The 13,408-nt window shown below is 33.4% G+C and carries 10 protein-coding genes and 1 riboswitch; of the genes, 1 reads left to right on the top strand and 9 read right to left on the bottom strand.

Annotation, left to right across the window (positions count from 1 at the left end; translation table 11 throughout):
- Positions 1-101: 101 nt before the first annotated feature.
- The 4 genes from BM319_RS08715 to BM319_RS08700 all read right to left on the bottom strand — a co-directional run bounded on the left by BM319_RS08715 (position 102) and on the right by BM319_RS08700 (position 5,880).
- On the bottom strand, positions 102-596 hold the full coding sequence (locus BM319_RS08715; protein WP_069034440.1) for an acyl-CoA thioesterase: 495 nt from the start codon (positions 594-596) through the stop codon (positions 102-104).
- Between the two features lie 375 nt (positions 597-971).
- A riboswitch (cobalamin riboswitch) is annotated at positions 972-1,170 on the bottom strand.
- A gap of 267 nt (positions 1,171-1,437) precedes the next feature.
- On the bottom strand, positions 1,438-2,826 hold the full coding sequence (locus BM319_RS08710; RefSeq protein WP_069034441.1) for an amino acid permease: 1,389 nt from the start codon (positions 2,824-2,826) through the stop codon (positions 1,438-1,440).
- A gap of 129 nt (positions 2,827-2,955) precedes the next feature.
- Positions 2,956-4,311 carry a branched-chain amino acid transport system II carrier protein gene (gene brnQ, locus BM319_RS08705; RefSeq protein ID WP_069034442.1) on the bottom strand — a complete coding sequence of 452 codons (1,356 nt, stop codon included), beginning with the start codon at positions 4,309-4,311 and terminating at the stop codon, positions 2,956-2,958.
- An 807-nt stretch (positions 4,312-5,118) separates the two neighbouring features.
- Entirely contained in the window at positions 5,119-5,880 is a 762-nt protein-coding gene (locus tag BM319_RS08700; RefSeq protein ID WP_439097788.1) for a TSUP family transporter, read from the bottom strand.
- A gap of 108 nt (positions 5,881-5,988) precedes the next feature.
- On the opposite strand from BM319_RS08700, the gene BM319_RS08695 reads away from it, so the two are divergent.
- Positions 5,989-6,771, top strand: a complete 783-nt coding sequence (locus BM319_RS08695; protein ID WP_069034443.1) for a TrmB family transcriptional regulator — start codon at positions 5,989-5,991, stop codon at positions 6,769-6,771.
- Positions 6,772-6,951: 180 nt separating this feature from the next.
- Here the strand turns inward: BM319_RS08695 and BM319_RS08690 are convergent, their stop codons facing one another.
- From BM319_RS08690 to BM319_RS08670, 5 genes are all read right to left on the bottom strand, one after another.
- Positions 6,952-8,313: an MATE family efflux transporter gene (locus BM319_RS08690; RefSeq protein WP_217648344.1), complete on the bottom strand. Its 1,362-nt coding sequence runs from the start codon at positions 8,311-8,313 to the stop codon at positions 6,952-6,954.
- A 143-nt stretch (positions 8,314-8,456) separates the two neighbouring features.
- Complete coding sequence (locus BM319_RS08685) at positions 8,457-8,885, bottom strand: MarR family winged helix-turn-helix transcriptional regulator (protein ID WP_286143701.1); 429 nt, start codon at positions 8,883-8,885, stop codon at positions 8,457-8,459.
- 532 nt (positions 8,886-9,417) lie between these two features.
- On the bottom strand, positions 9,418-10,764 hold the full coding sequence (locus BM319_RS08680; protein WP_069034445.1) for a GntP family permease: 1,347 nt from the start codon (positions 10,762-10,764) through the stop codon (positions 9,418-9,420).
- A 19-nt stretch (positions 10,765-10,783) separates the two neighbouring features.
- On the bottom strand, positions 10,784-12,328 hold the full coding sequence (gntK, locus tag BM319_RS08675; RefSeq protein ID WP_069034446.1) for a gluconokinase: 1,545 nt from the start codon (positions 12,326-12,328) through the stop codon (positions 10,784-10,786).
- Entirely contained in the window at positions 12,328-13,053 is a 726-nt protein-coding gene (locus tag BM319_RS08670; RefSeq protein ID WP_069034447.1) for a GntR family transcriptional regulator, read from the bottom strand. Before BM319_RS08670 ends, gntK begins: the two co-directional genes overlap by 1 nt.
- Positions 13,054-13,408: the final 355 nt, after the last annotated feature.

The raw sequence follows: 13,408 nt of genomic DNA, 5'->3' as shown, positions 1-13,408 counted from the left end.
AAAAGTTATCGGATATTGTACATAGTGTCTAAATTTGATGCCTCCTTAAAAATATTAATTTAATCTTAACTTACTTTTAGTATGATTTCAATGGTTTCTTTTTATTCTTTCCAAATTAATGCCAATTCCTTACTCAATTTCTTTCTTAATTGGCGACTTTCTAATCGTTTAAATGCTAATTGCTGTAATTTAATTTCTTCATCAGTTTCTGGTATTACCTCTACTACTCTATGTGGTTTTCCATCTTTAAGTGCAACAAATGTTACAAAACATGTTGCAGCAACCCTTTTTTCACCTGAAAGTAGGTCTTCGGCTGTAGCTCGAACAAACACTTCCATTGAGCTTGAGCCTGTTAAGATCACGAACGATTCATAATATATGCAGTCACTTTCACGAACTGGACATAAAAATTCTACTGAATCCATCGATGCGGTTACACATTCCATTCTTGAATGCTTTGTAGCTGAAATGGAAGCAATTAAGTCCATTGCTGCAAGCATTTTCCCTCCGAATAATGTACCATGGTTATTTAAATCAGTTGGAAATATTCTACTACTATCAAATACTCTGGATTCTTTTACATATCTACCACTCATCGATTTCACCCTATCATTAAATAATTGAATAATATTTTTCTCGAACTTTTTTCGCAGATTTTACCATATTTGATAAGGCATCTATTACCTCAGTTTCATTACGGGTCATTAAACCACAGTCCTCGTAAATGTTTTTACTACTACTTGCTAATGCAAAATATGTCCCTAGACTAGGTCTTTCATTTATTTCACCATTTCTCGGATATCCTAAATTACTATATGTACTACTTTTTCCTTTTCCTTTTAACTAAAATAAAAAAGCATTTTTATCTCATAAGAGACAAAAATGCCTTTAAGTTGGAAAACATAAATAATTAGAACAAGTTAACTTAAGCTTTCTTTCCATAAGGCACCTCCCTATCTCTCGTAGGTCAAACAGCGTCGTTAGAATAGGCAGGTCTCCTGACTTAAGAATTTTTGTAAATAAAAGCCTTCCCTAAATTAATAAGTGGCATCTTTTTATTTACTCCTCTTTTACAGTGGCGGGACCGTGTTGGAATTAAACCAATCTTCCCTTTTAAGTAAATGATTTCAAACTATGAACTTCATTTACACCTATTCCCTACTATGTAGTTTTCATCATTTTGTCATAAAATGCAAAAATAGTCAAAATATTTATTTTTTACTTTACGTACTGTTTTAAAAAAAACTTTAATTTTTGTATTAAAAAATACTGTCGATTTATTTATTCAGTTAATATAAAAAATGCGTTCGTATAATAGTCTCATCCAGTTTAATACTGTTTGATCTAATCATACGAACGCATAAATTGTTTATAAAATTAATATTTTTTATTGAAAAGCTATGTTCTTAGGAACATCACATCAAATTAAGTCAAGTATTAGTTAGCTATTTCTTCATCTGCTTGGGCATCTAATGGTACACGTTTTCCGATACCAAAAGCATAAAAACAAATGACAAGGATTGCCAAGAAAATAATCCCTACAATAAGTGAGATACGTGTGTCATCATTAAACCACATACCGATTAATACCAAAACTAAGTAGGCTAACGTTAAGTAATTAGTAAATGGTGCAAAAGGCATTTTAAAAGGATGATTTTTAATTTCATCTCCCTTTACTTTTCTAAAACGAATATGACTAATTAAAATGACAAACCACGGGATCATCCCAGGAAGTACACTTGCACTGTATACATACACGAATAAGTTTTTTGGGGCAATAAAATTTAAAATAACGCCAATTATTAAACCAATTAGTACACCAATCGTACCGAATAAAGGCACTCCGTTATTTGAGACTTTTGTAAAATATTTTGGTGCTTGTCCATTTATACCTAATGTATAAAGCATGCGTCCAGCACTATAAATACCACTATTACAACCAGACATCGCAGCAGTAATTACTACGAAGTTAATAATTCCAGCTGCAGCTGTAATACCAAATTTGGCAAAAGTTACAACAAACGGGCTACCAATCGAATTTAGTTGATCCCAAGGGAAAACTGTTACAATTACAAAAATAGCACCTATATAGAAGATTAAAATACGCCAAATAAGACTTTGAATCGCATCTTTTAATGTTTTTTTCGGATTTTCTGCTTCTCCAGCTGTAATACCAATTAATTCAACACCTTGATAAGCTCCAACAACTAATGAAAGTGCAAAGAAGAAACCTGACCAACCACCTGTAAAGAAGCCGCCATTTTTCCAAAGGTTAGATAAACCAATCGCATTTCCTCCGTTTCCAAGACCGAAGAAAATAAGACCAAACCCTGCAACAATCATCAATAAAATTGTAACGACTTTAATCATTGCAAACCAAAATTCAAATTCACCAAATGATTTAACAGAAATTAAATTTGCTGCACCAAGAATCACAATTGCAATAATTCCTGGTATCCAAGCAGGTAGGTCTGGAAACCAATACTTCATATATGCCCCAACTGCAATAATTTCTGACATTCCAACAATAACCCACTGGAACCAGTTACTCCAAGCAGTCATATACCCTGCTAAAGGGTGAATATATTTATGGCCAAATGTCGCAAATGAACCTGTACTTGGCTCTAAGTAAAGCATTTCTCCCATTGCACGCATAATGAAGAAGATAAAAATCCCCGAAATTGCATAAGCAAGCATTACTGATGGGCCTGTCCAATGAATTGTACTCGTTGAACCCATAAATAAGCCTACGCCGATTGTACCGCCTAATGCAATCATCTGAATATGGCGCGCTTTCAATCCTTTTTTCAATTCCTTTTGTGCCATTCTATTTACTCCCCTTTCTGATGAAACAATTGTCACTTTTTGAATTACTCTAAAAAACTTCTCCCCTTTTACCATTACTAACTTACTTAAGAAAATTTACAGTTAAAAAGCTTCGTTATTTCCCTAAAATTAACTAATCTTTCGAATTGAACTAGGAATATCTTTCTTATCTTTCTTACGTATAATACTAATAAAATAACCAATAAAACCACCAATAATAGCTGGAAAAATCCAACCTAAACCTAAACTATACAACGGGAGGTACTTAGAAAAGAAATGATGAATTACTTCAATTTGTATTCCAGCTGAGTTTAACCCATCAAAAAGACTGACAATAAAAGTTAAAATCAAACTGCCTTGATACACTTCAGACCTACCTTTAAATGTATAGTGTAAGAATGTTAAGAAAATTAAGGATATAGCGATAGGATATAGTGTCATTAATACAGGAATTGAAACTTTAATTAGCTGTGTTAATCCTATATTTGCTATCAGTGTACTAAATACAGTCATAATGATCGCAATTTTTTTGTAAGAAATGGCTGGAAACAATTCATGAAAAAAAGTAGAACATGCAGTGATTAGACCTACACTCGTAGTCAAACATGCCACTGTAATCATTAAACCTAATAATATTGCTCCATAAGAACCAAAATAATAGTCTGAAACTTTCGCTAAAACTTCAGCCCCATTATCTAATCGACCAAGTTTCTCAACACTAGAAGCCCCCATATATGTAAGAGCAGTATAGATTATTGCTAAAAGTGAAGCAGCTATTGCTGTTGACTTTCCACAAACGATCATAAGCTGTTTTTTAGTAGTAACTCCTTTTCCTTTAATTGCGTTGACAATAATAATTCCAAAAACAAACGCTACAAGTGCATCCATTGTTAAATAACCTTCTTGGAACCCTTTAAAAAACACATTTGTTGTGTATCCTTTAAATGGCTCTTGAAATTTCCCAATTGGATGAACAATAGCAATAACCACAAGCAATCCGATAAACGTTAATTTAATAGGAGTTAGAAATTTTCCTACTACATCAATAATCTTCGTAGGATTAAGTGATAACAAGCATGTAACTGTGAAAAATAAGATGGTAAATATGATTAATGCACCAGGATTTGCATCATTTGATAAAAAAGGTTTAACGCCAATTTCAAACGATACATTCCCTGATCTAGGGATAGCAAAAAAAGGACCAATTGCTAGATAAAGAACCGTAGTAAATACAATACCAAACAACGGATGAACCCGTCTAGCTAAAGATTGCAAATTTTTTTCACCTGAAAAAACAAAAGCAGTAACACCTAACAATGGTAATCCAACTCCAGTTACTAAAAAGCCTGCATTGGCGATCCATAAGTTTTTTCCGGCTAACTGTCCAAGTATGGGTGGAAAAATTAGATTTCCTGCTCCAAAAAACAGTGCAAATAACATAAAACCTAAAATGATTATAAAAGTATTAGGTACTCTTGGTGACATAAACAACAACTCCGATTATTAATTTGTATAAAGTTTCCCAATTGGACTAATTTTCAGACCAAACAATCTTACCTCACATTTTCATCAAATTCAATAAAATTTATTATAATAAGATATTGTTTCTTCGCATATTTATATTTTGTCACAAATTTTTCAAATCTATAAAACCCAATTCGATTGATTCTCTTTAGATTTGTTGTTATAGGACAGTTAAGTTTTGATTTCGTCACAAAAAAAACACCCCAGTTGATAAACTGGGGTGCTTTCACTCTTTTGAAAAACAACATTGTCAATTAAATTACCAAATTTTCGTAAAGGGAGGTTAGTGAGGTTGATTTCCACTACAGGACTCGCTTTCCATGGGGCGAGATTCTTTAGCCTCCTCGGCAAGCCTGCGGGGTCTCAGCCTTCCCGCATATCCCATAGGAGTCGAGCACTATCCGCTCCAATCAACTTATTCATAAAAAAAATGGTTACACTAAAAACCTAATTTAATATCCTTTACTTAAAGTAGCGTAACAGATTGTTAAACAGTTTATAGGTCAATTACGATTGAACATCAACGTATTTTATAAATTTAAAACTTGTATTCTAAAAAGACTCTTATTATTTTTTACTAAGAATAAACATTCTAGAGTTTGTTGATCTTATAAAACCGTTCAAACAAGTTAATACATTCTGTAAGCACTCCTGTCGATAAATTGGAGTGCTTTTTAGAATCCAGTCCAATTCTCCTACTTTTAAAGCTATAAATGGTTATTTCTACATCCACTTTCTTACCTTAAAGGGAGATCAGTATTTTAAAAGTTATTGGATATAATCATATATATTCTTCACTAATAGTAAGCAGGTTACTGCAATAAAAAGAGCACGTACATAACCACTTCCTTTTTTTATCGCAAATTTCGATCCACATATCGCACCAGCAATTTGTGCTATTCCCATTATTATTCCATAAGTGTAGTTTACTTGTCCTAAAAACATAAACATTAACAATCCAGCAATATTACTACTAAAGTTTAAAAATTTTGCATTGCCTGCAGACTTTAAAAAATCAAACCCAATCATCAAAAAAGCAAAAATTAAAAATGATCCTGTTCCAGGTCCAATGAACCCATCATAGAAACCAATCGCAAATATTGTAACTAAAAAAATAATGAATTGATAATTGGATAATTTTTTTTGTGTTGAAATGCTGCCCCAATCTTTCTTGAAAATAGTAAAAATTGCTACTGCTCCGAGCATAATTAACATCAATGGCTTAAGCATTTCAGGGTTTAGCAAATGTACAGTGTATGCACCCAATAATGAGCCAACAAATGAAAGCGGAAAAAATTTAAGCACTGATTTTAAGTCGATTTTACCAGAACGATAAAACATTAATGTACTTGTTAGAGAGCCAATTGTCGCTGCTAATTTATTGGTAGCTACTGCCGCGGCAGGGTTAAGTCCAGTGAATAATAATGCAGGTAGTGTAATTAACCCTCCACCCCCAACAACAGAATCAATGAATGAAGCTAAAAATCCAAAACAAATTAAAATAATTAATAAAGATGAGTCTAGATGCATTTCTATCAACCTTTCAGTATAGTCACTACTGAAATAGTAACTAACAAATTGCTATCTGTAAATAGATATTGTAAATTTATTACATAAACAAAAATAGGAGTGCGAAAAATGGAAGATCTAGTGCAACAGTTAAAAAAATTAGGTTTTAACGAATATGAAGCTAAATCTTATGTATCACTCGTTAAACAAGGTCCTGTAACAGCTTATCAAGTTAGCAAGGACTCCGGTATACCAAGAGCACGTATTTATGATGTGTTAGGTAATCTTGTTGAAAAAGGTATTGTCTTGAAAGAGGAAATAAATGACACGGCACGATATTCCCCCCTGCCCGTTGATATCTTTTTACAGAAGGCCCAAACAGAGTGGCAATCAACTTATTCAGTTATAAGTGACTCTTTAAAGGATCTAGAATCATTTGGTGAAAAAGTGGACAACCGTGTCATTACTTTAAAGGACTATAAAACGATTATTAACTATTGTGAGACGTTGATTAAAAAAGCAGAAAAACGGATTGTAATATCAATGTGGGACGAAATGTATGAGGTTTTGAAAAAGGAACTGGTTCATGCGACTGAAAAAGCAACCATACAAGGAATTACGCTACATGTCGAAAATCCAATTGGAAAACTAGAAAGTCATCGCATAACACCATTTACTGAGACTAAGTCTACAGATCATTGGTTTATTTTGTCGATTGATTCTAAAGAGATGATTTATGGACCATCAATTGAGGATCGTAGTATTGCTTTTTATACAAATGATCCAGTTCATATTTACTTATTAGAGGATTATATATGGCACGATGTGCTAGTGAATAGACTTGTTCGACGTAGCAAAGACGATTTAGAGCAATGGATTACTTCTGAGCGAAGCGCCTTTTTCATGGAATAATAATAAGCAAATTTAAAGAACAAAAAAAATAAAGCATAAGGACCTTAAGGAACTTATGCTTTATTTCCAGTCTAATGTCTGTTTCACACATTTTAGTTAATAACTTTTTTCATAGTTTGTATTTAATATTATAATTTGTAATACTGAAAATTCCTTCGAGTTTATTTGATTAAAAACTGGTTATTGATGAGCTAGGCTGCTATCTGGCATTATCTTAAGTTTTCTTAAGTAAGGAATCATTAGAACAGCACCCATAAAGAACGTTATCCCCTCCGTAAGTGTTAAAGACCAAATTATGCCACTTAATCCATAAAAATGATGCAAGATGATGATAACTGGAATGAAAAGAACTCCTTGTGTAATTGACATGATTCCTGTTGCAAGTCCTTCACCGGACGCTTGGAAAATACTAGTGAATAAACCTGTGAATCCGTTAAAAACAGATGAAATGAGTTGAGCTGTTAAGATTAGTGCTCCAATACTTAGCACGGCTGAATCGCTTGTAAATAAACCGAGTACTTGATCTTTAAGAATATATACAATTCCACCAAATACAATTGAGATTCCACCAATCCATAATGTTAACTCTTTTAAAGTTTCATATAGACGTGGTTTATTTTTCCTACCAAAATTATAAGCAATTAAAGAAATAGCCCCTATAAATAAGCCCATCGTTATAAACTCTGGGAGTTGTGCAATCCTTACTGCAATTCCAAAGCTTGCTACAACATGCTCGCCGTATTCAATGGAATAGTTGTTTAATAATAAGGTTGTAATAATCATAAATGACATTTTAAATAGCTCAGGAACACCGACTTTATAGATTTCTAATTGATCGTTTTTTGATACTTTCCAATTCTTTAAGAAACCTCTTAATGTTTCACTTTTTCTGTTTAAAAACCAAACGTAATAGATGCTTGCCGCGATATTTGCTAAAACCATCGAAAGTGCAGCCCCCATTACATGAAGGTTTAAAACTAAAATGAATAACACATCAAATATGATGCTAAAAATAACACTAATGAACATGCCATACATAGATTCTTTTGCTGCACCTTCAGAACGCACAATTTGTTCTAATGCAAAGTTCAATATAAATGCAAAGCCACCAATAAAAAGCGTGATTGTATATTGTTTTGTATAAAGCAATGTTGTGGCGTCCGCTCCCAACAAATGAACAATTGGATTAACAAATAATAAGGCAATTACTGCAATAATCAATCCACATATAATGCTCATATAAAAAGCATATCCAGCTACTGATTTCCCTTTCTGAAGATTCCCTTCACCTAAAAGACGAGTAACAAAAGTTCCAGCACCAACCCCAAATACATTCCCAATCGCCATTAGTACTGTAAAGATCGGTAATCCTAATGTAATCGCGCTTAACATCGCAGTATCATGAACTAAACCGATAAAAAATACGTTTATTAAGTTATAAATTGTACCAGCAGAAATCCCAATCATCATTGGGATACATAAACGAGCTAACGCTTTACGTATCGGTGCATCTTTTAAATAATAAATATTTGATTGATCTATTTCAAATTCTTCCATTATATTCCATCCTCCCGAATCTTATCTTTTTATTTTTTTATAATTATAATTTTTGAATATATTTACTTAGAATTCTAACTTTTAGATTTCTAAGTTTTTATCGATACGACCGTAATGGCCGTAGTCACTCAAAGGTTTGAATCAATTTTTTTCAATAGGCGTAAAAATTCATTTTTTTCTTCTTCAGTCAATGACTCTGTTAATCGAGATTCCATTGCCAAAAACATATCATCAATCTGATTAACGATTTCTTTACCTTTATCTAATACGAAAATTTGCTTCTGACGTTCGTTATCAGCTTGAATTTTTCTACCAATGTATCCATTCTTCTCAAGTCCTTGAAGCATACTGGTTATACTTGCACCTCTTCGATTAAATGCATCTGCTAAATCCTTTTGAATTAAACCTCGATCCTGATGCTCAGCAATATAACTGATCATCCTACCTTGTTGTGGATTTACTTCAAGTTCTTTCGTACGATACGACAATTGATCCCGTACCTTATGCATAATAGTACTTAGAAGTCTCGTATAAGGTGTATCAATCAAATCGTTCACCTCCGAATAATTAGAATTCTAACTGTCTGAAACCAATATAACTCGGTGGGAGTTCTATGTCAATTAAAAAGATAGAACTCTAACAATTAGACTTTAAACTTTTAGGAATATATGATACTTCAAATTGAATCGTTTTTTAAGCCCTCTCTAAATTTTTTTATGTCATTTGTCCTGCATTTTTGCTAGTCCAAAATTATTAACCAAAGAAAGAACAATTACTATGTATTTCTTTAAATATAGGTCTGATTAACCAAAACAACTTTATGAACTAAGTCTCAAACCAGTAACCTTGAAGAACTAGATCTCACAATTAGCAAAGGGCAACATTACCCAATAGACGATCACGTTGAAATTGTCATGTTCTTCCTTGAATGTCGATTGGTTCTCAAACACTGAACTATAATAAAAGAAAGAGCAGTATACCACTACTATAATACGTAAACGTTTCTAAGTATTATAATGAGGATACTGCCCTTTATGATTAATTAACCTTCAGTAAGTGAAAAGTAATACATCCTGCTGGTTTTTTCCATTATACGAATAAACTTAGTAAAAGAATAAAGAACAGTCCGCAAACGGAAATAATTGTTTCTAGTAATGTCCAAGTTAAGAAAGTTTCTTTCATACTTAATCCAAAATATTCTTTAAACATCCAGAACCCTGCGTCATTAACATGTGAAGCGATTAAGCTACCAGCTCCAGTTGCTAGAACGACTAAAGCTAAGTTAGCATCAGAATGACCTAACATTGGAATAACTAAACCAGAAGTAGTTAAAGCTGCAACAGTAGCAGAACCTAATGAAATTCGTAGGATCGCTGCAATAATCCAAGCAAGTAAAATCGGTGACATTGAAGTACCTTTGAATAACTCAGCTACATAATCACCAACACCGCCATCAATTAACACTTGTTTGAAGGCACCGCCACCTCCGATGATTAAGAGCATCATCCCAATATGTGTAATTGCAGTTGTACATGAGTTCATAACTTCTTTAATTGGTATTTTTCTAGCCAATCCCATTGTATAAATCGCCACTAATAGTGAAATAACCATTGCAGTACCAGCATTACCAATAAAGCGAATCGCTACTAATAGGCTATTATCATCAAATCCAATTGTTTTTTGTAACAAATTAACAATTGTTGCAAATGACATTAAAATAACAGGAAGTAAAGCTGTAAAAACACTGATTCCAAAACCAGGAGTTTCTTCAAGTTTAAATGTTTTTTGTTCACCTAAAGATGCAATATTACCCGTTTTTGTGAACGATGCTGGTACTAGCTTTTTAGCAAGCTTTGTAAATAAAGGACCTGCGATAAAAACAGTTGGTAAGGCAATAATAAAACCGTAAAGTAATACTTCACCTATATTTGCATGATATTCACCAGCGATTACAGTCGGACCTGGATGTGGCGGTAAGAAACCATGTGTAACAGATAAAGCAGCTGCCATTGGAATACCTAAATATAAAATAGAAACTTTTAATTGTTTAGATATGGCAAATACAATCGGAATTAATAATACTAATCCTACTTCGAAGAATAGAGCGACTCCGATAATGAATGAAGCAGCAACAACTGCCCATTGAATGTTCTTTTCACCGAATTTGTTAACAAGCGTCATCGCAATACGTTGAGCTCCACCAGAATCTGCGATCAACTTACCAAGCATTGCACCAAGTCCGAAGATTAATGCTAAATGACCAAGTGTTCCGCCTAACCCAGCTTCAATCGTTGTACCAATATTGTCTGGTTTCATTCCAAGTGCTAAAGCAACTCCAAATGAAACTATAATTAATGAAAGGAAAGTATTTAATTTTAACTTCATAATTAAAACAAGTAATGCGATTATTCCGATTGCTACTATAACTAGTGGCATGGAAATCCCCCCCGAATATCTATTTATTTTTAATAATTAATCCTCTTTGATAATTAGCAATCCGCTGATAATCTTTTTCTAATACTCTCGATAGGCTAATAAAGATTGGCAATAATTCTCGATATTCTCTTACTGCATCTTCATTAGGAGTATGTTTGTGCGTATTACCGACCATTTCAGATACTACTTCAAAGGATTCTATTTTTCCTGTTGCATAAAGACCTAAAATACAAGCACCAAGACATGAACTTTCATAGCTTTCTGGTACGACTACATCTAAATCAAAAATATCAGACATCATCTGACGCCATACATTTGATCTTGCGAACCCACCAGTTGCTTGGATTTTAGATACTGGTCCATCCATACATTCAACTAGAGCTAGAAAAACAGTGTATAAGTTGTATATAACTCCTTCTAGTGCAGAGCGAATCATATGCTCCTTCTTATGTGCCATCGTTAATCCGAAAAAGGATCCTCGAACATCAGGGTTCCATAATGGTGCACGTTCACCAGCTAAATAAGGATGGAATAACAAGCCATCTGCTCCTGGTTTTACTCCTTCGGCAATCTTTGTTAATACTTCATATGGATCAATACCTAATCTTTTTGCAGTTTCAACTTCCGAAGCCGCAAATTCATCACGAATCCAACGAAATACCATTCCGCCATTGTTTACTGGTCCACCGATGACCCAGTGTTTTTCTGTTAATGCGTAGCAAAATATTCGTCCTTTTTCGTCAGTTTGCGGTTGGTCAATGATCGTTCGAATTGCCCCACTTGTCCCAATTGTGACTGCAATTTCTCCTTTTCGAATCGCATTCACACCAAGATTTGAAAGTACGCCATCACTTGCGCCAACTACAAAAGGAGTTTGTGGATCAATTCCCATTTGTCTTGCTAACTCAGGATTACAGTTTGTAAAAATCTCCGTAGTAGGTACTAGTCTTGATAGTTGATCAGTTGTAATTCCTGCTACTTGTAACGCTCCTTCATCCCAATCTAATGTTTTAAGATTCATCATACCCATGGCTGAAGCAATCGAATGATCCACAACATATTGATCAAAGAATTTTTTAAATACATATTCTTTAATTCCAATATATTTTTTCGCTTTTTGTGCGATCTCTGGTCGTTCATTAACAATCCATGTTATCTTGCTTAAAGGTGACATTGGATGGATAGGAGTTCCTGTTCGTTTGTATATTTCGTGACCATTTAATTCATCTTTAATTTTATGAGTCCAAGACTCACTTCGATTATCTGCCCATGTAATACAAGGCGTTAATGGTTGATCATTTTCATCCATAACAATTAGGCTATGCATTGCACTACTAAAAGAAATAAATAATATCTCTTTTTGAGGATGTTGTTTCATTATTTTAGAAATTGCTTGTACTAAAGCTGTAAAGATCTCTTCTGGGTCTTGTTCAGCTGTTGAAATATCAGGTGTATAGAGTGGGTATCCGATATTCTCTTGCTGAACGACTTCACCTGTTTCAGTAAATAAAACGGCTTTTGTGCTTGTCGTACCGATGTCTAACCCTAACATATAGTTTGTCATTATTCTTGTTCTACTCCTTTTGAAAACATTTGTTGAGATCTCCAAAGATCCTCTACTTTTCCTTGAACATCATCAAAGTTTTGATGTAATGATTGAATCATAAGGTCTCTATTCTTCGTACTAATTGCATCAATATATAACTGATGATTTTCGACTATTCGTTGAAAGTCTTCGTATTTTTCCTTAAACCGTACTCGCATTGATAAAAGTATAAACGCTTCCATAACTGGTTTTGCATTATTCCAGATCATCAAAATGTAAGAATGATCAATCGCTCGAATAATCGTTTCATGGAATAATACATCTTGAAATGAAAACTCATCTGCATCTTGATATTTAATAGCAATTTTCATCATTTCAAGAATTTTACTTAGTTCCATAACCAATTCTTTCGTGTCTAATTTTACCAATCGCTCAAATACAAATGTTTCAATTAGTAAGCGCACATCATATATTTCTTCTATTTCTTTTTCAGTTAATCCAATAACAACTGCACCCATTCTTTCTAAACGAATTAGATTTTCAGATGCTAAAGTTTTCAATGCCTCTCTAATAGGAGAACGACTTACATTAAAATCGGCAGCCAATTTATTTTCTGATAACTTGGTACCGCTTTCAATTAGTCCAGAAATTATCTGCATCCTTAATTCATATGTTACACGATCACCAGCTGAAGCTTTTGATAGCCATTTTTCCGGATAAAGATATTTCTTTAATTCTGACATAAGTTCACCTTCAATTCCATACGAGTATACTTGTATACAAGTATTATAAGAACATAATTAAAAAAATGCAAGCGCTTTTAATTCAAATTGCTCCACTATGTAATAGATTTTGATTATCATGAACAATTTATTACAACTAGTTTGTTTAATACGACCCTTCCGCCAATTAAGAATTCCTGGTAATTATTTGTTACTATTCACCGTTTAGGATTCCTATAACATCAATAGATTAGAGCAATAGAAATGACTTTGTGATGCTAATCGTTTAATTACTCCCTTTATTGAAATCGCTGAAAGAGTAGCACCTGAAATCGCATTTGGTATTTACCTTCAGATTTTCGGAGATCTTAGGAGA

It is taken from the genome of Bacillus sp. UNCCL81, assembly GCF_900112535.1.
Classification (GTDB): domain Bacteria; phylum Bacillota; class Bacilli; order Bacillales; family Bacillaceae_G; genus Gottfriedia; species Gottfriedia luciferensis_B.
The sequence above is the reverse complement of the archived record's forward strand: the minus strand, read 5'-3'. Positions and strand labels throughout refer to the sequence as shown.

Coding starts and splice junctions, on each gene's coding strand:
- BM319_RS08715 (WP_069034440.1), bottom strand. CDS start 596: ATGAGTGGTAGATATGTAAAAGAATCCAGAGTATTTGATAGTAGTAGA.
- BM319_RS08710 (WP_069034441.1), bottom strand. CDS start 2,826: ATGGCACAAAAGGAATTGAAAAAAGGATTGAAAGCGCGCCATATTCAG.
- brnQ (WP_069034442.1), bottom strand. CDS start 4,311: ATGTCACCAAGAGTACCTAATACTTTTATAATCATTTTAGGTTTTATG.
- BM319_RS08700 (WP_439097788.1), bottom strand. CDS start 5,880: ATGCATCTAGACTCATCTTTATTAATTATTTTAATTTGTTTTGGATTT.
- BM319_RS08695 (WP_069034443.1), top strand. CDS start 5,989: ATGGAAGATCTAGTGCAACAGTTAAAAAAATTAGGTTTTAACGAATAT.
- BM319_RS08680 (WP_069034445.1), bottom strand. CDS start 10,764: ATGCCACTAGTTATAGTAGCAATCGGAATAATCGCATTACTTGTTTTA.
- gntK (WP_069034446.1), bottom strand. CDS start 12,328: ATGACAAACTATATGTTAGGGTTAGACATCGGTACGACAAGCACAAAA.
- BM319_RS08670 (WP_069034447.1), bottom strand. CDS start 13,053: ATGTCAGAATTAAAGAAATATCTTTATCCGGAAAAATGGCTATCAAAA.